Source organism: Periweissella ghanensis, assembly GCF_918814755.1.
In the GTDB taxonomy this organism is placed as follows: Bacteria; Bacillota; Bacilli; order Lactobacillales; family Lactobacillaceae; genus Periweissella; species Periweissella ghanensis.
In genome coordinates this window covers 176,626-199,033 of record NZ_CAKKNT010000001.1, presented here as the reverse complement: position 1 = coordinate 199,033, position 22,408 = coordinate 176,626, and the positions used below count along the sequence as shown (strand labels likewise).

The following is a 22,408-nucleotide window of genomic DNA, read 5'->3' as shown; positions in this document are numbered from 1 at the left end:
TATATTTTTATCTGTTAAATTTAGTGAACGTAGAATACAATTGTTATGGGACATCATTTATACCTATGCTTTCTTTGGTTTTCGTCGACTTAATTTTAGCACTAGGACATACGGTGTCCTATTTTTTTTGCAAAAAAAGATGTCGATGATTTTACTCATCAACATCAAATAGTGTAGAACCTTTAAATTCTGCTAGTAGCTTTTTTGTTTAAGTTAGTCATTAAAATGTTGAAGGATAAAGCGGTTTACGTAATGTAAAACAAAGATATTAGCTTAAATTTTTATTTTTTCGGTAAAATACGCTATACTTAATAGCGAGTGTTTTAAAAAGTGAGGATAAATTATGGATGGAATTATTCCAGTTTACAAAGAACGTGGGATGACGAGCCACGATGTCGTATTTAAGTTACGTAAAATTTTACATACTAAAAAAATTGGTCATTCAGGAACCTTAGACCCGAATGTCGATGGGGTATTGCCGGTCGCAGTTGGTCATGCGACTAAAGCAGTCGAGTATTTAGTTAATTCCGGTAAAATTTACCGCGGAGCTATTACTTTGGGGTTTGCAACGACAACAGAAGATTTAGATGGTGAAGTGATTGCCAGTGCACCAGTGGTAACACCGTTTGATGATGCTACAATTGATGCCACGTTAGCGAAATTAACTGGTGAAATTACGCAAATTCCCCCCATGTTTTCAGCTGTTAAAGTCAATGGCCGGAAATTATATGAATATGCGCGGGCTGGTGAAACCGTTGAACGACCAGAACGGCATGTAACGATTGGCGCCTTTACGCAAATCAAAGCTAGTGAATATGATGCCCAAAAGCAACAACAAACGATCTATTTTGAAGTTCACGCTTCTAAGGGGACGTATGTGCGGACGTTAGCAGTTGACTTTGGTAAATTACTTGATTTACCAGCGACTATGACGGACTTAACGCGGATTAAATCGGGTGGGTTTGATCTCGCACAAGCGGTTAAGTTAAGTGAAATTGCGGAAAAAATGGAAGCGGGCACCGTTGAATCAATCATGTTCCCAATTGATCGGGCGTTAGGTGATATTCCCGCGATTGATATGACTGGTGACCACTGGGCTAAAATGAAAAATGGCGCGTGGTTTGGCCGCGGTGAGCTCACTACACAAGCGCCAGTTGTGCGGATGCGTTATCAAGATGATACCAAAGCCCTTTATCACTGGGACGATGAGAAATATTTGTATCGACCATTGAAAATTTTCAATAATCAAGATTAAGAAAGATAATTAGGTAACAGTATGGAAACTTTTAGTTTAAGATATCCATTTACACGACCAGCTACGGCACCAAATTCAGTCGTTTTAGCAATGGGTTTTTTTGATGGTGTACACTTAGGGCATCAGGCAGTTTTAGCTAAAGCACGGGAATTAGCAACCGCTAACGGGGTGCCATTGGCGGTGATGACTTATGATCACCACCCCCACATTGTCTTTCAAAAATTACCCAATCAATATCAATATTTAAGCCCAGTTAAGCGCCAAAATGAGCTGTTTGCTGCTGCCGGAGTGGATGTAGTCTATCGCGTTAGTTTTACTTCAAAACTCGCTAAATTAGCCCCACAGTCGTTTGTCGATGAAGTGCTAATGGCGCTACAACCTCTAGCGGTTGTAGCGGGCTTTGATCACACGTATGGTGGCGATGTCAATGTTGCCAATATGGAACACTTACCCGAATTCGTTGCGGGCCGGTTTGAAGTTGTTAGTGTGCCCAAGGCGGATTTTCATCACGAAAAAATCGGTTCAAGGACAATTCATGAAGTATTGGAAGCTGGTAATGTTGATCTAGCAAATGAAATGTTAGGTTACACATATCAGACAACCGGAGTAATTGTGCATGGTGAAGCCCTGGGACGGACGCTTGGTTTTCCAACCGCAAACGTCTTAACGCCCGCGGATGAAAAAATTCCGGGCGTGGGTGTTTATGGTGTACGGATTAAAATCGCTGATAAATGGTATGAAGGGGATGCTTCAGTAGGGCATAACCAAACTATTGGTGAAGGTCGGCCAAAGACGCTTGAGATTTTTATTTTTGATTTCCATGAAGAAATTTATGGTGAAAATGTCGAAGTGCAATGGTGTCACTATGTTCGTGGTATGGAAAAGTTTGATGGTTTAGAAGCATTAGTTGATCAATTACACCAAGATGAAGCGGATGTGCGGGCATTTTTTGCTAGCAGATAAAAAAAGTTAGCCAAAACCAAAAAAGTTGCAAAAAACAATTGACGAAGGATGTAATTCTTGATATTATATTATTTGTTGATTGCTTCGGGGGAGTAGCGAAGTGGCTAAACGCGGCGGACTGTAACTCCGCTCCTTCGGGTTCGGTGGTTCGAATCCACTCTCCCCCATCCGATAAAAAACCTGCAAATTTATTTGCAGGTTTTTTTGTGCTTTGAAACAAAATTAATGATCTTAAAAATAATAATTACATTTTTTTAATTGTGTTATAATCATTTTGTAATAAAAGATATTGATGGTACTTTGATGTTAATTGAGTTTAGAGCGAGGAAATTTTAAGATGCAGTTATTGTTTAACAATCGAGTTTTTAGAAGTTTAGCATTTTCAAATATATTAAATATGTTAGGGACAACGCTTTTTAGTTTTGCATTTATCATTTACCTTAATAAAGGCGCACATGCCGCCATTTGGATTACAGTTATCTCAATCTTGAATTGGGTGCCGATTATCTTAGGTGCTTTAACTGGCGATATGGCGGATCGTACCAAGCATAAAATCAAAACATTTGCGTTGATCCGGTGGGCACAAACAGTTATGTATGTGATTGTGGCGGTAATTATTCAAAAGCCGACGATGTTAGTTATTACAGCAATCCTATTTTTGAATGTTTTGTCAGATCTTTTAGGCGGGATTCGTTCAGGGATTTATAGCCATTTATTGAAGGTTAACTTGGCGAGTGATGAGTTCCAAGAAGCGTCCGGATTTTCTCAAAGTATGACGGTTTTAATTGACCTAATTGGTGGGGCCGTTGGGTTGGCTTTACTAACGTTAGTTCATAATAATTTTTCCGTGTTTGCAATTTTAAATGCTGTGACATTTGCTTTATCTGGTTTGATTGTATTTGGAGCTCGCAAACATATTAAAGAACCTGCAGTAAATCAGGAAAAGAAGCAACCAACGCAAAAAAAATCAAGTTTTAGCCAACGTATGCTTTTAGGTATTCAAGAATTACGCAAGTTACCAGGAATCAAATCGGTTTTAGCGTATTTGATTGTAATTAATGGCTTAGCGGCGTCAACGAATGTATTATTTGTATTATCGTTGCGGCATCATGTGACGTTATGGAACCTTAGTTTTAGTCAGATGTTTTTCTTGGTTACATCAGCTTTCTCAATTGCGATGTTTGTGAGTTCTTTATGGACCGCTGATATCTTTAAACGCTTGAATTTAGCGCGGTTATTGCTAGTGCATTTGCTAGTTCAAGGGGCGATGGCGGTCGCGTTTTTAATTGGTAATGGCGTACTGATTTTAGTTGCCGTTACAGCATTAGGGTACACATTAGCTAAAATAACGCCAAGATTCTATGGTAATTTAATGCGCAATTTGGGAACTACACAAATTGGCTTAGTGTTAGGCTTAATCAATTCGGTTTCATTAACCTTACCGGTCGTGACGATTGCATTTTTTGGTTTCGTTGCGGCCACGGCGGGTGTGCAAATTTCGTGGGGGATATATGCGGTATTGACAGTTATGCTATTCATACCGCTAGTGATTTTACGTAAAAATATTATCTCTTTTGAAGCATAAGTGCTTGGATGTAGCGGCGTTAAATTTATGGTCGAGTTGGTTTAACAATTAATCGGTTAAAACAATGTTAAAAAGGAATTTGAACTTTTTTCTAAAAAGTGTTGACGAAGGGTTATAATCCTGGTATTATATTATTTATCGATTGATTGTTAAATCTTTCGGGGGAATAGCGAAGTGGCTAAACGCGACGGACTGTAACTCCGTTCCTTCGGGTTCGTAGGTTCGAATCCTACTTCCCCCATCGAATAAAAAACCTGCAAATTTATTTGCAGGTTTTTTTGTATTATCATTGCGAAAATGTTGACAAGTTTCGGTTGGCGTACGATAATTATTCAATGAACTTAATATTTTAATAACGATGAGAAAAGAGCGAGTTTTCTTTGATCAAGCCAGCGAATTTGGGGTAGTGTGAGCCAGATGTTGATTAGTTAGCTCGGGCACTTTTTTAGTTATTCACGAAAAGCTGTCTAGCATTGATTGATGTTAGGAAGTAGGGTGGAACCGCGTTAATTTAACGTCCCTATGTCAATTCTGTTGGCGTAGGGATTTTTTTATTGTCAAAAACTTAGGAGGAAAGACTGATGGAACAAAAATTGTCAATGCAACAAATTATTTTAAAGTTGCAACAATACTGGGCTGAACAAGGTGCAATGTTGATGCAAGCCTACGATACTGAGAAAGGGGCGGGGACTATGAGTCCTTACACTTTCTTGCGCGCCATCGGTCCTGAACCATGGAACGCTGCTTACGTGGAACCTTCACGGCGCCCAGCTGATGGTCGGTACGGTGATAACCCTAACCGGTTATACCAACACCACCAATTTCAAGTGGTTATGAAACCATCACCTGATAACATTCAAGAATTATACTTGGGTTCATTACGTGAACTTGGGATTGAACCATTAGAACACGATATTCGGTTCGTTGAAGATAACTGGGAAAATCCTTCTATGGGTGCCGCCGGTGTTGGTTGGGAAGTTTGGTTAGACGGAATGGAAGTTACGCAATTTACGTACTTCCAACAAGTTGGGGGTCTTCAAGTTGATTCTGTGACGTCAGAAGTTACTTACGGGCTTGAACGGCTTGCATCATACATTCAAGACGTGCCAACTGTTTACGATCTTGAATGGGCTGATGGGGTCCTTTATGGTGATATCTTCAAAGAACCTGAATTTGAACACTCAAAATATTCATTTGAAGAATCAAATCAAGAAATGCTTTTAAGTATGTTTGATAACTTTGAAGCCGAAGCAAAGCGGTTACTTGACTTAGGGCTTGTACACCCAACTTACGACTACATTTTAAAATCATCACACACTTTTAACTTATTGGATGCGCGCGGTAGTGTGTCTGTTACTGAACGTGCTGGGTACTTGAGCCGAATTCGTAACATGGCTCGCGCCGTGGCCAAGGCCTTTGTTGCTGAACGGAAAAAGCTTGGCTTCCCATTGTTAAAAGATGAAGAATTACGTGCCAAATACTTGGCTGATGAAGAAGAAACTGACAAGGAGGCTAAGTAATTATGGCGAACTTTTTATTAGAAATTGGCTTAGAAGAAATTCCAGCCCACGTGGTAACCCCAAGTATTGAACAATTGGTTAAGCGGGTTGGTAAGTTTCTTGATGACAATCGGATTGCATATGGTGAAATCAAACCATTCTCAACGCCGCGTCGGTTAGCTGTGCAAGTGTTAGACATTGCTGCTAACCAACCAGATATTGATGAAGAAGCTAAAGGTCCCGCTAAAAAGATTGCGTTGGATGCTGAAGGTAACTGGTCAAAAGCGGCCCAAGGATTTGTCCGAGGCCAAGGTTTGACGACTGATGAAATTACTTTTAAGGAATTAAAAGGGGTTGAATACGTCTACGTTACTAAGCACATTGCTGGTAAGCCGGTTGAAGAAGTTCTTCCTGGTTTAAAAGATGTGATTATGGCCATGACATTCCCAACAACGATGAAGTGGGCTAACAACTCATTTGAATACGTGCGTCCAATCAAGTGGTTGGTGGCATTGTTAGATAACGAATTAATTCCGTTCTCAATTCTTGAAACTAGCGTTGGCCGGACTTCACGTGGTCACCGTTTCTTAGGTCAAGAAGTTGAATTTACAGATGCATTAAGTTATGAAAAAGCATTAAAAGATCAATTTGTAATTGCTGATGCCAATGTGCGTAAAGAACTTATTAAAGGTCAAATTGAAGCAATTGCTGCTCGTAAAGCTTGGACGATTGATATTGATGCGGACCTGCTTGAAGAAGTTAATAACTTGGTTGAATGGCCAACCGCATTTGCTGGTTCATTCAAAGAAGAATACTTAGCCGTGCCAGATGAAGTTTTAATCACTTCAATGAAAGAACACCAACGGTTCTTCTACGTAACTGATGCGGCTGGTAAGTTATTGCCATTCTTTATCGGGGTGCGTAATGGTAACAGCGAACACATTGATAACGTGATTGCTGGTAACGAAAAAGTGTTAACGGCCCGGCTTGAAGATGCTAAATTCTTCTACAACGAAGACCAAAAGCAAACCATTGCTGATTACATGGGGCGTGTTGAAAAGCTTTCATTCCACGATAAAATTGGTTCCGTTGCGCAACACATGCAACGGGTTAAGTTAATTACACAAATTATTGGTAAGCAATTACAAATGACCGCCGCTGAATTAACCCAATTAGCCCGGGCCAGTGAAATTTACAAGTTTGACTTGGTAACGGGGATGGTTGGTGAATTCTCTGAACTTCAAGGGATTATGGGTGAAAAATACGCGACAATCTTTGGTGAAGATGCCGCGGTAGCCGCTGCTGTGCGCGAACACTACATGCCAATCTCTGCTGAAGGTGATTTACCAGTATCAACCGTTGGGGCCGTCCTTGCCTTAGCTGATAAATACGATGCGATTCTTTCATTCTTTGCCGCCGGTATGATTCCTTCTGGATCCAATGACCCATATGCGCTTCGTCGTCAAGCGCTTGGATTTGTGCGGATTTTACGTGATAAGCAATGGAATATTGATTTAACAGCGATTAATGCTGGCTTAATTGCGAGCCTTGCTAGTGATAACACCGGCTTACCAGCCGCTGTTCAAACGGCTTTAAGTGATGTTAATGCCGATGTCGCTTCATTCATGGTTGATCGGGTAAAGCAATTACTCAATGGTCAAAATACACGTCACGATATCATTGAAGCGGTGATTAACGGTGATAGCAACGATATCTTAACGATGTTTGCCCAAGCCCATGTTTTAGAAGCCCACAAAGATGATGCTAACTTCCGTGACTTTGTTGAAGCCTTCACGCGTGCCGTTCGCTTGAACAAGCAAAACCCGGTTGAAGCACCATACACAGTTGATGCAAGCTTGTTTGATAATGATTCAGAAGGTGCCTTGCATGATGCTGTGGCGGCTCTTGAACCAATTTTGGCAACTAGTTCATTAGCTGACAGCTTTGTTGAGGCCCAAAGCCTGGTACCAGCTATTGCGACGTACTTTGAAGCAACGATGATTATGAGTGATGATGCCGCTGTGCGTCAAAACCGTTTGAACCAAGTTGCACAAGTCGCAGCAATTGCCAACAAGTTTGGTAACTTGACGGACTTGATCGTTAAATAAAGAGAGCGTGACAGAAGTCGGGCGCTATCGAGAAATACACTAAATACCCCCCTTGAAGAAAATTTCTTCGAGGGGGGTATTGTTGTATTTAGAATATAGCGGACTTCTGGAGCGCATTTTAGTTGTATTCGATAGCACTAAGCATCTTTTGTTACACGTTACTTATTATTCAATATTAGTTTGTAACTGATTAACCAAGCCACTTAAAAGGGCCGCTGATTCTAAGAAATTCGTCACAATAACCGGTTTAAGAGCGGTCGCAGTATGGTGTGGTTGAGCGACGGCCATCGCAATGCTAGCGTCGTTACCCATGATTTTAACGGCAGTGACGGCTAATTCATCAGGTACAGAACCATTACCAGTGGCGATAATTTCATTAATAATTGTCCGTAAGTCGGTTACCATTAAATGTATTGTGTTATGCACATCAGCTAAGCCTAAGTGGTTCGGTTTGTTAAAGAACTTATTACCAGCTGTGAACGTGATTTCATAAGCTAAGCTGATATTTTGGGCTAAATTATGTTCAAAGTCATCCGGTGTATCACGTTGGTCGGGTAAGGGAGTATGGTTAATTGGTAGCTCAAGTAATTGTGGATAGGCAGTATTAATGCTTTGGAAGTCATTTTCAATTGTTTTAAGCCATGTGTTTAATTTAAGGGCGCGGTGTTCCGGGGCAATGTGTTGTAACGCGGGTGTAGTTGCTAACTTGCCTTGGGTAAAGCGCAAGGTACTAAGAAGTTGCCGTAGTTGATTGATTAGATGTTTGGTCGCTGCGGCAGCAACAACATTGGTCACAGTTGGAAAGATGGCCGCTGAAACTTGGCAAAGATCAATATCCGGTGCTTTAACGGCAATGAATGGATCAATTTGGGTACATGTGGCCGTGATGAGCTGATTGACGCGGGTATTAACTGCTAAATCAGCATCGGCTTGATAAATGTGAATTGGGAATAATTTAGCAATTGCATAATCATCCTGAGTTAGTAATTGGCTACAAGCTTGAATGATTAACGCACCAATATTGGGGTCAAGAACACGCGCATCAATATTACACCGGGCCGCAGCACTCTTAGTATGCAAGAGTGCTCGGATAACTTGCACGGGAATCGTAGGACCAGTCATCGCTAACGGGTTTAAGAGGTGAGTTGATGCGTGAATCGGGGAGACGGGTTCTTCGGCCGTATTTGTTAATAACATAAAAAATTCCTTCTTTCAAATGCTGATTTAGCATTAGTTTTTTCTTAATGATAGAACTTATTGATTAGAATGTAAAGGGAAGTGCTTATTGTAAGTTGTTGATTTACCCGTTCAAAAGGTTAATAATGCTTAAATAATTTATTGTAAAAATTATGAAAACGCTTTCTTTTGGATGTTAGATAAATTATAATGAACTTGTTCTTAGTAAAATTAATGCAATCTGAGGAGGTTTATTATAATGCAAAATGATTCAGGATATAAATTACCAGATGGTTTCCTTTGGGGTTCTGCGGTGGCAGCCCATCAGCTAGAAGGAGCATGGGATGTTGATGGCAAAGGGGTATCAATTGCCGATGTGATGTTAGCGGGTGAAAACCACGTCTCACGGAAAGTAACCGATACGGTCTTAGCCGATGGTAACTATCCAAATCACCGCGGAATTGATTTTTATCACACGTATGCCCAAGACTTTGATTTATTCAAGGAACTGGGGATGAACGCCTTTCGGACATCAATTGCTTGGACTCGGATTTTCCCAAATGGGGATGAAGATGAGCCAAATGAAGCTGGATTGGCATTTTACGATCAGATGATTGATGCCATGATTGAACATGGCTTAGAACCAGTGATTACACTAAGTCACTTTGAAATGCCATTACACCTTGTTAAAGAATATGGTGGTTGGCGTAATCGTAAGGTGATTGACTTTTTCGTTAAATATGCCAAAACAGTGATTGCTCGCTATGGTGACCGGGTTAAGTATTGGTTGACGTTTAATGAAATTAATAACCAAACTTCATGGATGAATCCCCACCACTTATTACAAGATTCAGGTTTAAAGGATTATCCCGAAGAACAAGCCCAAGAATTAATGTACTTGGCTTCTCACCACGAATTGGTGGCCTCAGCATTGGTTACTAAAGTTGCCCATGCAATCAACCCGGACCTTGAAGTTGGTTGCATGATTGCGATGAACCCTGTGTATCCAGCAACATCAAATCCCAAAGACATTATGATGTCACAACGGGCGATGCAAACGCGTTATTACTGGGGGGATGTGCATGCCCTTGGTGAATATCCAACATGGTTGTTGAAGTACTTTGAACAAAAAAATTTCAACATTGATATTACTGAAGAAGATAAAAAGATTCTTAAAGAAAATACAGTTGATTTTGTTTCATTCTCATACTACATGTCATGGACGGTTTCCGATCCTGAAAACCCCTTGTATGAATATGATGAAGAAAAGAATCACGGTGATAACCCATTCCTTGCCCAATCAGATTGGGGTTGGCAAATTGACCCCGTTGGGATTCGTTACGCAATTAACTGGATGTGGGATCGTTGGCACAAAAAGATGATTGTCGTTGAAAATGGTTTTGGGGCTTTTGATAAGCTTGAAGATGGGGCAATTCATGATCCATATCGGATTGACTACTTCAAAAACCACATTAAATCCGTTGAAGAAGCGATTGTCCTTGATGGCCTACCAGTCTTTGGTTACATGCCATGGTCTGGGATTGACATCATTTCCGCTTCAACTGGTGAAATGAAGAAGCGCTATGGTTTTGTGTATGTTGATTTAGATGACTTTGGTGAAGGTTCAGGCAAACGTTACAAGAAAGATAGTTTCGCTTGGTACCAAAATGTTATCAAAACTAACGGTGCTGAATTGTAAAAAATATTAAAAAGGTCCCCTTGAAGAAACTCTTCAGGAGGACCTTTTTAATAGCGGTAACTTTTGACACGCACATAGTTAATGTGTTTTAAAGTATTGTTCTAAACCTAAACGAACATCATTCGCAATGTGTTCACGGTAACTTTGTTCTTGAATGTACTTAAAATCATGGTCGCTATTGATATAACCATTTTCAAGTAAGATGGCTGGAAGCGTGTTTTTCCGGATAACTAAGAAATCACCGAATTCAACTCCGCGACTAGTCACCGGGAGATTATGCATTTGTCCATTCACCGCCGTTGCTAAGGCAAATGAACCATTATTTTGGTGGTAGTAATACGCCGTTAATCCGTTAGCTGAATTAGCGACAGGTGATGAGTCAAAGTGAAATGAAATTGACGCATCGGCATGATGAGCTTCGGCGATTTCGGGGATTTTATCTAAATACACAATATGATCAGCCGTACGCGTCATCACGACGTGCACGCCATACGGTTCTAAGGCGGCACGGACTAATTTAGCCGTTTTTAAGGTATAGGTTTTTTCAAACTGGCCAGTATTTGAAATGGCCCCAGTATCAGGACCACCATGGCCGGCATCAAGCATAACCGTGGTTTCGGCTAGTGGTGTGAGTGCTTTGAGCGGCGTTTTGCGATTAAGTAACCAGACTGGTAACCAGGCAATTTCTTCATTTGGTTGCCGAACAAGCGCCCAATCATTTTTGGTTTTAATGACTTTTAGCTTGGTACCTTTAGTAACCATGCCGACAGTTTTAGAGTTACGCGATGGACCGGCGTGGATGGGAATTTCCGCTAAGGCCACCGTTTGTTGGTTTTTATTTAGTAAAATAAAGGCAATTACAAAGGTAAAAATGCTAAATACCGCCACAATTGTGAGAGGGATAAGGTTTTTCTTGATATATGTCTGCATCCAATTTTCTCCACTTATTTAACATACTTTAAAAAATAAGCGTACCATAAATCGTTCTTTCTCGCGATAAATAAGCTGAAAAATCAATATTTATTAATTAATTTGCAATCGACCATTTCGGCAATTAAGTGGATATTGTATAATTAGGGCAATGTTATTACTATAAAATGCTAAAAGGATTGCTATATGCGCGATATTCAGAATTATTTTGATCGACACTTATATATTGGTCGGATTGGGACAGCCTTTATTTATGCTGTCATGGTTTCAGTGGCTTTAAATTATTTTTGGACCCCAGGGCACATTTATTCATCTGGGATTACTGGGTTAGCGCAATTATTTGACTCTTTATCACAAGGATTATTTGGTTTTAATATTCCAGTTTATATTTTCTTATTTGTTTTCAATGTACCGTTAATTATTGCAGCGTGGCGCTCAATTGGTCATCGCTTTGCAATTTTTACGACGATTGCGGTTTTACTGGCATCGATTATGATTCGGGTAATTGACAAGCCGGTGACTTTGACGCATGATCCATTAATTGATGCGATTTTTGGTGGCTTAGTTAATGGTTTTGCGACGGGGCTAGCATTACGTAATGGGATATCAACTGGTGGGTTAGATATTTTAGGAATTTTAATTCGTAAGCGGACTGGGATGCGTATGGGAATTGTTAATATGACTTTCAATGCGTTCATTATGTTAGCAGCAGGGTTAGTGTTTGGTTGGCAATTCGCGTTTTATTCAGCTATCGGGGTCTTTGTGAATGCCAAAGTGATTGATACTGTGTATACGCGCCAACAAAAGATGCAAATTATGATTATTACCGATCGACCAAAAACAGTGGTTGATTCAATTCAAAACCATTTACGTCGTGGAATTACCATTATTCACGGGGCGGAAGGAGCCTACAAGCACGATAATAAAGATGTCTTGTTTACGGTTATTTCGCAGTATGAACAATATGAAGTTACTGAAGCCTTGGCCGAATCAGATGTCCACGCCTTTATGTCAATGTGGCGGGTGGATAAGATTCAAGGGAACTTCTATGAACCAAAATTATAATTAATTCATACTAAAGCTAGGTCGCTAACAAGGACCTAGCTTTTATTATTAAGGTGATGTTTGGTATAATACACCATAGACATTTTAGAAAGTATAGGTGAAAAACATGGTCGTTCGATTAGGTTCACACGTCGGGATGAGTGGTAAGGAAATGCTCTTGGGCTCAGCTAAAGAAGCTGCTAGCTATGGAGCTAACACATTTATGATTTATACAGGGGCACCGCAAAATACACGGCGAAAAGACGTCAGTGAAATGAATATTCCGGCCGGACAAGCTTTTATGGCGGAACATGATTTGGCAGAAATCGTGGTCCATGCACCATACATTATTAATTTAGGGAATACGATCGCACCAGAAAAATTTGCTTTTGGCGTTGAATTTTTAAAAGCCGAAGTGGCGCGCGCGGAAGCACTAGGTTCATTACAAATGACCTTGCACCCGGGTGCTCACGTTGGGGCTGGTGCTGAAGCAGCAATTGCCTCAATTGCTAAGGGTCTTAATGAAGTAATTACACCGGATCAAAAAATCAGTATTGCAATTGAAACGATGGCTGGTAAAGGGACCGAAGTTGGTCGGACTTTTGAAGAGATTGCCGCGATTCTTGATAAGGTTACTTATAACGAAAAAGTCAGTGTGACAATGGATACGTGTCATATTCATGATGCGGGCTATAATGTTCGCGAAGATTTTGATGGTGTGCTCAATGAGTTTGATAAAATTGTTGGGTTGGATAAATTAGGGGTGATTCACGTGAATGATTCTAAGAATCCCCAAGGGGCCCACAAAGACCGTCATGAAAATATTGGCTTTGGTTACATTGGTTACCAAGCATTGCATGATGTGGTCTTCCATCCCCAATTAGAACACCTTAGCAAGATTATGGAAACGCCATATGTTGGTGAAGATAAGAAAACGGCGGTAGCACCATATAAAGCCGAAATTGCAATGTTGCGGGCCGGCGAATTTGATCGTCATTTCCGGGAAAAATTAGTGCCCGGTTGGCAAGAAGGTCCTTTAGTTACGGAACTATAAAAATAATTAGTTTTTGAATTGACTTGTTTGGTGATATTTGCGATAATGGTAATCGAGCATTTGGAACTTAGGTTATGGATGTTACATATAACTGAGAGGGGGTGTATTTCATGGCAAAGACAGTCGTTCGTAAAAACGAATCTCTTGATGATGCACTTCGTCGTTTCAAGCGTGGCGTTTCTAAGGATGGTACTTTACAAGAATACCGTAAGCGTGAATTCTATGAAAAGCCATCTGTTAAGAAGAAGCTTAAGTCAGAAGCAGCTCGTAAGCGTAAAAACAAGAAGAGCCGTTTCTAATAGAGCTATCTATTAATAGGAAGTGTACGCTGCGTCGAAAGACAATGAACACTAACACAAAGGAGGAAGAGCCTAATTTATTAGGGTCTTCCTTTTTTGTTGTCTTCTAAATTCAATTGCTTGTAAAACGGGCATAAATAGGCTATGATATAATGATAGATTTTTATGAAAGTGAGTAAATTGCATGTTAAAACAAACAAAAAACTGGTTGCGGCAACATGATTTCGAATATCATCAAGACTTTATTCGCCCATTAATGGGAATGGAACGGACATTTGTTTTGAAGTTTGGCCGAGATAACAAACGAAACTCGCGGGTAATTGTAAAATACCGATACACATTTTTTGGCAAGTTAAAAATTACTGAATTAGATTTGCACATTCACGGTCAACACAACCCGCGCGTCTTTGCTAACGAAGCGGATTTTATCGAATATCTTGAACAGCACCTCGAAAAAATTAAATTAGATGCTTATAAACACCCTGAACGTTTAGAAGCTGAATTAGGTTAAGTCGGTATTTAGCCACTTGACTTTGACGTCTAAGATTATGATCTTAGGCGTTTTTTTATGGCAATGATTGCTCAATGAAATGCAAGTTATTTTTGCTTTTTTGGTCAAAAAGATTATAGTTAAAGTAGTAAAAATTTATTATAAGAAAGCAGGCGCACTTGATGATTTTTTTGTTTATGTTGTTTGGAGTCTTGGCGGGGATTATTTTAGCTAACCAAAATCCGGTCAATGCCTATTTACGGGTGTTTGTTATTTCACCATATGTGGCTTCATTGATTTCATTTTCAATTGGGACGCTTTATATTGGGATTGTTACGCTCGCAACCGGGCACCCACTTTTGCCTACGGGGGCTCAAATTGCGGCCAATCCATGGTGGCTATGGCTGGGTGGGGTGATTGCGGCCATTTATTTAACTTCAAATATTTTATTGTTCCCCAAATTAGGGGCCGTTCAAACAGTGATTTTACCAATTTTAGGTCAAGTATTGATGGGCACGGTGATTGATTCATTTGGTTTATTTGGTGCTAAACATATTCCTATTACGGCCGTTCGTTTAGTTGGGGTCTTAGTCTTATTATTGGGGATGTTTGTCGCGGTAGTTTTGGCCAATCGAACTAAAGCGGAACAAATTTATAAAAACGAATTAGAGAAGCAAGATACACCAACCGCCTTAACGTTATGGCGCATCTGGGGAATATTGGCAGGGATGCTTTCAGCGGTGCAACAAGCCATTAACGGTCGCATGGGCACGGTAGTCCATAGTCCGGTCCAGGCAACGTTCATTTCATTTTTAATTTCGTGGTTGGTTATTTTAATCGTGACGCTCGTCATGCACCGTAAAATCACCATTCCGCGGGCCACGTTTAAGGCAATGCCTAAATGGGGGTGGCTTGGTGGTGTTTTAGGGGCGACATTTGTCTTGATGACCGTTATCCTCGTTCCCATTATTGGTGCGGGCTTAACAGTGACAACATCGCTCATTGGCCAAATTTTAGGATCAGTATTAGTAACCCAAATGGGGTTATGGCGTTCAATTAAAAGCCCGGTTAAACGGTTGCAAGTGATTGGAATTATTATCATGCTGATTGGCGTTTTAATCATTAAAGGAATTGTGTAGTTTAAATACAAAAAGCCCGCCCGAATTTTTTAAATTCAGGCGGGCTTTTTTAGTTTGATACCGTAGCTAAATGCTTTTTAGCACTATTTTAAAAATGGCGTTAAACTAGTTGATAATTCAGCGGCGGTAATTTCCGCAAACGGCGCGTGTGGATGGGCTTTTTTGAAAATTTTAATGAACGGCTTTTCAAATGGGACCCAGTCTAAAGATGGTAAGGCTGTTAAGGAAGTTAATTCGGTAACAGTCAACCCGTGGTGTAGTAACACTAAGGCCATCCGGGTTTCAAGGGTTAATTGACTATCTTGCACTAAATGCGATAAGTCAGCTAAGTCATAATTTAACATGGGCTACCTTACTTTTTGCTATTTGACTTAACTTTAAGTAAGAGCGGCTTACGTGGACGGTTATACGTGAAGCCTTCCCCTAAAGTTTCTTGGACATTTAGAATCGTGGTAAAGGCGCGTTGATCAATCCGCGCGATTAATTCCCGTAATTGGTGTAATTCGCTTGGTGAAACAACGACATAGACCGTTAAGCGGGGTTCGCGAGTATAAGAACCTTCAGTATTGAAGTAACTTGCCCCACGGTTCATTTCGCTATAGACGGCACTAACGATTTCTTCTGGTTTATCCGTCATAATGAGCACGCCCCGGGCAGCATAAGCACCTTCTTGGGTAATTGTCACAATACGTGAGTAAACGTATGAAGCTAAAATCGTGTACATCATGTGTAAAATATCGATATAAACTAGTGAAACGACCATAACGGTAATATCAAGTAAAAGTAAGCTTTTACCCATCGGAATGCCGTATTTTTTTTCAAAAATTCGGGCAATGACGTCAGAACCACCAGTGGTACCACCATATTTATACACAATTCCAAGGCCCGCCCCAGCGATTAAACCAGCGATAATCCCAGAGATGAACATATCATGGTGTAAGTTAAGTTGGAAGGGGAAGGTTTGCCAGATGTAAATCCAAAATGATAACGCAAAAATACCATACAATGTATAAATCAGTGATTTACGACCTAAAATGCGCCACCCAATCAAAACTAAGGGAATGTTTAAAACTAATGTTGCGATGGCCGGATCAAAACCGGTTAATGCACGGAGAATCAACGTAATCCCAGCGACACCACCTTCAGCGAGGCGGTTGGGAATGTTAATATTAACCAAGCCCCAAGCATAAATTGCTGTCCCAATCGTAAACATTAGGATATCAAGCAGACGAATTTTTTCGTTTTCTTGGACCATTGAATGCCTCCTAAATATATTGTTTATCCTCTAATTCTAGCATTTTTAATAATTAAAGTCGTTAAAATATCTAAACAATATTTTGGAATAACACGGATTAGTTAAATCACTGTGCTTCTGCCGTTTATTTTTAGCATTAGAATTGGTATGATATTAAGTAATAAATTTGAACACAAAGAATGGAGAATGCAGTGAAAATTGCTAATTTACCTCAAGAATTTACCGCCGCGTTACCGATTTTAGAAACGATCACTAACGCCGGCTTTGAAGCTTATTTTGTTGGCGGCAGTGTCCGTGATATGTTATTGGGCAAAGCCATTCATGATGTTGATATTGCGACTAGTGCATATCCATCAGAAATTAAAGCATTATTTAATAAAACTGTTGATACCGGGATTGAACATGGCACGGTCATGATTTTAGATCACGGCAACGGTTATGAAACGACTACTTTTCGGACTGAAACGGGCTACACGGATTTTCGTCGCCCCGATTCAGTTAGTTTCGTGCGCGATTTAGCTGAGGACTTAAAACGCCGCGACTTCACGATTAATGCACTTGCGATGCGGGCCAATGGTGAAATTGTCGATTTATTTAATGGACTTGAAGATTTAGATAAACACATCATTCGGGCAGTAGGAGATCCCGTGGAACGATTCCATGAAGATGCCTTAAGAATGATGCGAGCGTTACGCTTTAGTGCCCAATTAGGGTTTGTGATTGAAGCGGCCACTAATGAAGCCATCAAGGGTGAAGCACACTTATTGGTTAATATTGCGGTTGAACGTATTAACGTTGAATTGAGTAAATTACTGTTAGGGAAGGCCGTGGCGGAAGGCCTGATGGCATTTGCCCAAAGTGGCTTATATAAATACGTGCCCAACATTGATATGGGCCGGGAATTAGATATTGTTGCCGCCGGATTAAAGTTGCAAGGGCAAATATTACCCGATGATGCTACGGCTTGGACGTATTTAATTGATCAATTGGGTTTGAGTGAAGATGATGCTGGGAGTTTTTTAAAGGCCTGGAAGCACAGTAATGACTTTATTAAGCAAGTTAAAACTGCTTACCATTTTATTCAGTTATACCGCCAACAAGTCACTATTACAAAATGGGAATTATATCAAGTAGGAGCAGCTTTGCCAATTGCATTAGCGGTGTTAGGTCTTAATTTTAAATCGTTTGATGGTGATAAATACCTAACCGCCTACCATAGTTTAGTAATTACTAATAAACGCCAATTGGCAATTGATGGTCAACAATTAATTGCCGCCGGGGTTGTTAAACCGGGCCCTAAGATGGGGAAAATTTTAGCCAAAATCGAACATGCCGTTGTGATTGGGCAATTGAAGAATCATTTATCAGATTTACTCGCATACGCTGAAATGCTACAAAGTAAGGGAGAATAACATGCAACAATTACGAGTTGAAGGCCTTACCAGTGTGTATGGTGAAAAGACTTTATTTAACGATATTTCATTTTTAATTAACGAAACTGATCGGATTGGTTTGATTGGGGTGAACGGTTCGGGTAAAACCTCACTTTTGAACGTGATTGCTGATTTAAATTCCGCTGATCAAGGCCAAATTATCAAGCCCAACGACTACCGCGTCAGTTATTTAAAACAACAACCAGAACTTGATGAAAGTTTAACGGTTATGGAAGCAGCCTTCGCCGGTAGTCAACCCGTATTTCAAACGATTCGCAATTATGAAGCAGCTTTGAGTGCGTATAGTGCCAACCCAAATGATGAAAAATTATTAGCACGCTACACTAAAGCTGAAGATGCGATGAACCAAGAAGATGCGTGGTTAGCGGAAGCTGAAGTTAAAACCATTTTGACGCAATTACACGTGCCTGATTTAAACCAAGTGGTTGGTAAATTATCAGGGGGCCAAAAGAAACGGGTTGGTTTGGCGCAAGTTTTAATTCAAAAACCTGATTTATTAATTCTTGATGAACCAACTAACCACTTGGATTTTGATTCAATTGCGTGGTTAGAAAAATATTTGGCTAGTTATAAAGGGGCGGTTTTAACCGTGACCCACGACCGGTATTTCCTTGACCAAGTGGCGACCCGGATTTTTGAATTGTCATTTGGTGAAATTTACGAATACCAAGGGAACTATGCGGCCTTTGTCGCCCAAAAAGCGGAACGGGTGGCCGCTGCGGTGGTTGCAGACCACAAGCAAGAACAACTCTACAAACAAGAACTTGCCTGGATGAAAACATCGGCCCGTGCGCGTTCAACCAAGCAAACGGCCCGCCAAAATGCCTTTGCCGAAATTGAAGCTAATCGTAATACGTTACAAATTGACCAAGATGTTGAAGTTAACTTGGGTCAACAACGGCTTGGTAAAAAAGTTATCACGGTTGAAAATGCTAACTTAGCCTTTGGCGATAAAGTAATCTTGCGTGACTTTAACTACTTGATTCAAGCTAAGCAACGCATTGGGATTACGGGGGCCAATGGGGCCGGTAAGTCAACCTTTTTAAATGCGTTAGCCCAACGGGTCCCATTAGATAGTGGGATTATTGAAATTGGTGAAACGGTTAAATTAGCCTTTTACACCCAACAAATGGAACCCATTCCAGATGATAAGCGGATGATTGCTTATTTAAGTGATGTGGCCGAATCCATTAAAGATAACGATGGTAACGATGTTAGTGTGACGGAATTATTAGAACAATTCCTCTTCCCGCGCTTTATGCATGGGACATTGATTCGGAAGTTATCAGGTGGTGAAAAACGCCGCTTATACTTACTGAAATTATTGATGTCACGGCCAAATGTCTTGTTCCTGGATGAACCAACTAATGATTTAGACATTGGGACATTGACCGTTTTAGAAGATTATTTAGCCCATTTCCAAGGAACGGTTATTACCGTTTCCCATGACCGGTATTTCTTAGATAAAGTCGCGGATAAGTTACTTATTTTTGATGGTAATGGTGAAATTGAACAATTTACTGGCTTATTTAGTAGCTACTTGGAAACGCAATTAGCCCAAGCACACCCAGCGCCTAAGCATGTTACCAAAGAAGAAAAGCAAACTGCTAAAATCGATACCAATGCGCCAGCTAAGAAAAAAATGACCTACAAAGAAAAACAAGAATGGGGCACGATTGAAGCCGATATTGAAAAGTTGGAAAATCAACAAGCCGATATCGAAGCGCAAATGGAAGCTAACGGAGCTGACTTTGGTAAGTTATCAGAATTGCAAAGCCAACTTGAAACGACAAGTGCCACGCTAGAAAACATGATGGAACGTTGGGAATATCTATCAGAATTAGCAAATTAGAGAAATAATTGAGGAGAGACGGGTCATGACCAAAGCCGATGAGATTTTTAAACAAAATATTCGTAATATTTTAGATAATGGGGTGATGTCTGAACAAGCACGCCCACATTACAAAGATGGCCAAACTGCCAATAGCAAGTACATTACAGGTTCATTTGCTGAGTATGATATCAGTAAAGGTGAATTGCCAATTACGACCTTACGCCCAATTCCAATTAAAGCCGCCATTAAAGAAATTTTCTGGATTTATCAAGATCAAACAAACCGCTTGGATGTGTTAGAAGATAAATACGGCGTTAAATACTGGCATGATTGGGTAATTGATGATGGTGAAACAATTGGCCAACGGTACGGGGCAACCGTTCGTAAACACGATATTATCAATAATTTATTAGCAGCCTTGGCCGATAACCCGTGGAATCGCCGTAATATTATCGACTTGTGGCAATATGAAGATTTGGCCGCCACTGATGGCTTAAAGCCATGTGCTTTTCAAAGTATGTATGATGTGCGCCGTGTGGGGGATGATATTTACCTAGATGCTACTTTGATTCAACGCTCAAATGATATGTTAGTGGCGCACCACATTAACGCAATGCAATACGTAGCGTTACAAATGATGATTGCCAAGCACTTTGGTTGGAAAGTTGGGAAGTTTTTCTACTTTATCAACAACTTACACATCTACGACAATCAATTTGAACAGGCTAATGAGCTCTTAAACCGGACCCCAAGTGATGTGGCTCCTAAATTGGTCTTGAACGTCCCAGATGGTACTAATTTCTTTGATATTAAGCCGGAAGATTTTGTCTTAGAGGATTATCAACCAGTTAAACCACAATTGAAATTTGAATTAGCAATCTAATTAAAGGAGATTCCCGATGATTAATATGGTATGGGCGGAAGCTCATGATCACGTAATTGCCAAGGATGGTAATATTCCTTGGCGCTTACCGGCTGATTTAGCCTTTTTTAAGCAAGAAACGATTGGGCATCCAATTGTGATGGGCCGTAATACCTTTAAAACGTTTAACAACCGGCCGTTACCACAACGGACCAACATTGTCTTAACTCACGATGAAACGTTTGTGGCGCCAGTAGGATTTGAAGTTATGCATTCAGTGGCCGAAGTTTTGGCGGCAACTGTTGAACAAGGCTTAGATCTCTCGGTAATCGGTGGGGTGGCGATTTATGCTTCATTTATGCCACATGCCGATGAATTAGCGGTCACGGAAGTTGATTTGGATATTCCAGGTGGGGATGCCCATGTCCCACCAGTGGACTTAACAACTTGGCAATTAATTGAAGAACGGGCGGGCGTTTTGGATGAACGCAATACGATTCCGCACACGTTTAAAATTTACCGTCGGAAATAAAAAAAGCGGACCAGAAATAATTTCTGGTCCGCTTTTTATTGTTATCGCTAGTGATGTTAGTCAACGTAACGTAATTCTTTTGGTGAGTGGGTGAAGGCATCAGCCCCAGTTTCAGTAACAACGACACAGTCTTCAATCCGGACCCCAACTTCACCCGGAATGTAAATACCAGGTTCAATTGAGAAAGTCATGCCGGGTTGTAATTCAAGGTTGTTACCTTCCATGATTGATGGGTATTCGTGTTCACTAGTACCCATTCCATGACCAAGGCGGTGGATGAAGTATTCACCGTAACCAGCTTTAGTAATCACGTCACGCGCGATTTTATCAAGTTGGCCGGCCGTAATCCCTGGTTTAACCGCGGCTTGGGCTGTCAATTGGGCTTCTAAAACAACTTTGTGGACTTCAAGGGCTTTGTCATTTGGTTTACCAAACGCAAACGTCCGGGAAGTATCAGAAATGTAACCTTTGTAGAGCGTTCCAAGGTCAAACAAGACCAATTCATTGCGGTGCATTTGAATTTCAGAAGTTGCCCCGTGGGGATCAGCAGCGTGGGCACCAGCTTGTACTAATGTGCCAAAACTCATACCGGCCACACCACGAAGTTTTGATTGGTATTCTAATTCAGCCGCTACTTGCAATTCGGTTTTACCTTCAGCAATTGCTTTAAAACCAACTTCCATCGCAAAGTCAGCATCACGCCCAGCTTGGTGTAAAAGGGCGATTTCTGCGGGTGTTTTGATTAAACGCATGGTTTGCATGTAAGGAGTCATATCTAAGTTGAATTGCGCACTTGGGAAGAAAGCGTGAATTGCTTCAAAGCGTTCAACAGTTAAAGTTTGCTTTTCAATGGCCCAGCTAATTGGATTAGCAACACGTTCTTTGATGTGTTCAGCAATCATGCCAAAAGGTTGTTCGTGGTCTTGGTAACCATAAACACCATATGGCCAGCCAGTTGCTTTAACAACTTCAACTTCAAGGGCGGGACAGAAAATAAATGGTTCCGCTTCAGGGAATACGAAAAGGGCTAAAACCCGTTCAATAGGATCTGAACCAAAACCAGTTAAGTATTGGATTGATTCAAAGTTAGAAAAGTAAGCGACTTCAGCCTTGTTTTGGCCCAGCCATTCACGAATTTGGTTCAATTGAGTGTATTCCATGTGAGACCTCGCTTTTTAAGATAAATATTGTTTACAATGATGATAGCACTTCTACAGAAAAATATTAATA

General features: G+C 40.6%; 20 protein-coding genes and 2 tRNA genes. 17 read left to right on the top strand and 5 right to left on the bottom strand.

Features of this window, described 5'->3' with window-relative positions; all coding sequences use genetic code 11:
* Positions 1-340: 340 nt before the first annotated feature.
* The 7 genes from truB (at position 341) to glyS (ending at position 7,410) form a co-directional block, all read left to right on the top strand.
* The gene (truB, locus tag LQZ76_RS01000) at positions 341-1,255 is read left to right on the top strand and encodes a tRNA pseudouridine(55) synthase TruB (protein ID WP_230097913.1); all 915 of its coding nucleotides are present in this window, start codon (positions 341-343) and stop codon (positions 1,253-1,255) included.
* A gap of 21 nt (positions 1,256-1,276) precedes the next feature.
* On the top strand, positions 1,277-2,218 hold the full coding sequence (ribF, locus tag LQZ76_RS00995; RefSeq protein ID WP_230097908.1) for a riboflavin biosynthesis protein RibF: 942 nt from the start codon (positions 1,277-1,279) through the stop codon (positions 2,216-2,218).
* An 86-nt stretch (positions 2,219-2,304) separates the two neighbouring features.
* Positions 2,305-2,385 (top strand) — tRNA-Tyr (locus tag LQZ76_RS00990).
* Between the two features lie 170 nt (positions 2,386-2,555).
* Complete coding sequence (locus LQZ76_RS00985) at positions 2,556-3,803, top strand: MFS transporter (protein WP_284706026.1); 1,248 nt, start codon at positions 2,556-2,558, stop codon at positions 3,801-3,803.
* A gap of 160 nt (positions 3,804-3,963) precedes the next feature.
* Positions 3,964-4,044: transfer RNA gene (locus LQZ76_RS00980), tRNA-Tyr, on the top strand.
* 340 nt (positions 4,045-4,384) lie between these two features.
* Positions 4,385-5,323, top strand: coding sequence for a glycine--tRNA ligase subunit alpha (glyQ, locus tag LQZ76_RS00975; RefSeq protein WP_230097906.1), 939 nt, complete (start codon positions 4,385-4,387; stop codon positions 5,321-5,323).
* The gene (gene glyS, locus LQZ76_RS00970; protein ID WP_230097912.1) at positions 5,323-7,410 is read left to right on the top strand and encodes a glycine--tRNA ligase subunit beta; all 2,088 of its coding nucleotides are present in this window, start codon (positions 5,323-5,325) and stop codon (positions 7,408-7,410) included. Before glyQ ends, glyS begins: the two co-directional genes overlap by 1 nt.
* Before the next feature lie 165 nt (positions 7,411-7,575).
* Here glyS and LQZ76_RS00965 read toward each other — a convergent pair whose 3' ends face one another.
* The gene (locus LQZ76_RS00965) at positions 7,576-8,607 is read right to left on the bottom strand and encodes a lyase family protein (protein WP_230097905.1); all 1,032 of its coding nucleotides are present in this window, start codon (positions 8,605-8,607) and stop codon (positions 7,576-7,578) included.
* 238 nt (positions 8,608-8,845) lie between these two features.
* On the opposite strand from LQZ76_RS00965, the gene LQZ76_RS00960 reads away from it, so the two are divergent.
* Positions 8,846-10,285 (top strand): 6-phospho-beta-glucosidase, encoded by a 1,440-nt coding sequence (locus tag LQZ76_RS00960; RefSeq protein ID WP_230097904.1) that lies wholly within the window; start codon positions 8,846-8,848, stop codon positions 10,283-10,285.
* A gap of 78 nt (positions 10,286-10,363) precedes the next feature.
* Here LQZ76_RS00960 and LQZ76_RS00955 read toward each other — a convergent pair whose 3' ends face one another.
* A complete protein-coding gene (locus LQZ76_RS00955; protein ID WP_230097903.1) occupies positions 10,364-11,215 on the bottom strand; it encodes an N-acetylmuramoyl-L-alanine amidase family protein in 852 nt (283 codons plus the stop codon).
* A 186-nt stretch (positions 11,216-11,401) separates the two neighbouring features.
* Between LQZ76_RS00955 and LQZ76_RS00950 the strand changes: the two genes are divergently transcribed.
* The 5 genes from LQZ76_RS00950 (at position 11,402) to LQZ76_RS00930 (ending at position 15,241) form a co-directional block, all read left to right on the top strand.
* Positions 11,402-12,280, top strand: coding sequence for a YitT family protein (locus tag LQZ76_RS00950; RefSeq protein ID WP_230097902.1), 879 nt, complete (start codon positions 11,402-11,404; stop codon positions 12,278-12,280).
* 106 nt (positions 12,281-12,386) lie between these two features.
* On the top strand, positions 12,387-13,313 hold the full coding sequence (locus LQZ76_RS00945) for a deoxyribonuclease IV (RefSeq protein WP_230097901.1): 927 nt from the start codon (positions 12,387-12,389) through the stop codon (positions 13,311-13,313).
* 110 nt (positions 13,314-13,423) lie between these two features.
* Positions 13,424-13,612 (top strand): 30S ribosomal protein S21, encoded by a 189-nt coding sequence (gene rpsU, locus LQZ76_RS00940; protein ID WP_168721033.1) that lies wholly within the window; start codon positions 13,424-13,426, stop codon positions 13,610-13,612.
* 184 nt (positions 13,613-13,796) lie between these two features.
* Complete coding sequence (locus LQZ76_RS00935) at positions 13,797-14,123, top strand: hypothetical protein (RefSeq protein ID WP_230097900.1); 327 nt, start codon at positions 13,797-13,799, stop codon at positions 14,121-14,123.
* A 161-nt stretch (positions 14,124-14,284) separates the two neighbouring features.
* Complete coding sequence (locus LQZ76_RS00930) at positions 14,285-15,241, top strand: DMT family transporter (RefSeq protein ID WP_230097899.1); 957 nt, start codon at positions 14,285-14,287, stop codon at positions 15,239-15,241.
* A gap of 83 nt (positions 15,242-15,324) precedes the next feature.
* On the opposite strand, the gene LQZ76_RS00925 is transcribed toward LQZ76_RS00930, so the two are convergent.
* Together LQZ76_RS00925 and LQZ76_RS00920 are read right to left on the bottom strand one after the other, a co-directional pair.
* Positions 15,325-15,585: a hypothetical protein gene (locus LQZ76_RS00925; RefSeq protein ID WP_230097898.1), complete on the bottom strand. Its 261-nt coding sequence runs from the start codon at positions 15,583-15,585 to the stop codon at positions 15,325-15,327.
* Positions 15,586-15,593: 8 nt separating this feature from the next.
* A complete protein-coding gene (locus LQZ76_RS00920; RefSeq protein WP_230097897.1) occupies positions 15,594-16,496 on the bottom strand; it encodes a YitT family protein in 903 nt (300 codons plus the stop codon).
* A 191-nt stretch (positions 16,497-16,687) separates the two neighbouring features.
* Between LQZ76_RS00920 and LQZ76_RS00915 the strand changes: the two genes are divergently transcribed.
* Genes LQZ76_RS00915 through LQZ76_RS00900 form a run of 4 tightly spaced genes read left to right on the top strand, consistent with a single transcriptional unit; the run spans position 16,688 to position 21,178 of the window.
* Positions 16,688-17,908 carry a CCA tRNA nucleotidyltransferase gene (locus tag LQZ76_RS00915; RefSeq protein WP_230097911.1) on the top strand — a complete coding sequence of 407 codons (1,221 nt, stop codon included), beginning with the start codon at positions 16,688-16,690 and terminating at the stop codon, positions 17,906-17,908.
* Between the two features lies 1 nt (position 17,909).
* On the top strand, positions 17,910-19,802 hold the full coding sequence (locus tag LQZ76_RS00910; protein WP_230097896.1) for an ABC-F family ATP-binding cassette domain-containing protein: 1,893 nt from the start codon (positions 17,910-17,912) through the stop codon (positions 19,800-19,802).
* A gap of 25 nt (positions 19,803-19,827) precedes the next feature.
* Positions 19,828-20,667: a thymidylate synthase gene (locus tag LQZ76_RS00905; protein WP_230097895.1), complete on the top strand. Its 840-nt coding sequence runs from the start codon at positions 19,828-19,830 to the stop codon at positions 20,665-20,667.
* Between the two features lie 16 nt (positions 20,668-20,683).
* Positions 20,684-21,178, top strand: coding sequence for a dihydrofolate reductase (locus LQZ76_RS00900; RefSeq protein ID WP_230097894.1), 495 nt, complete (start codon positions 20,684-20,686; stop codon positions 21,176-21,178).
* 56 nt (positions 21,179-21,234) lie between these two features.
* Here the strand turns inward: LQZ76_RS00900 and LQZ76_RS00895 are convergent, their stop codons facing one another.
* Positions 21,235-22,338 (bottom strand): M24 family metallopeptidase, encoded by a 1,104-nt coding sequence (locus LQZ76_RS00895; RefSeq protein WP_230097893.1) that lies wholly within the window; start codon positions 22,336-22,338, stop codon positions 21,235-21,237.
* Positions 22,339-22,408: the final 70 nt, after the last annotated feature.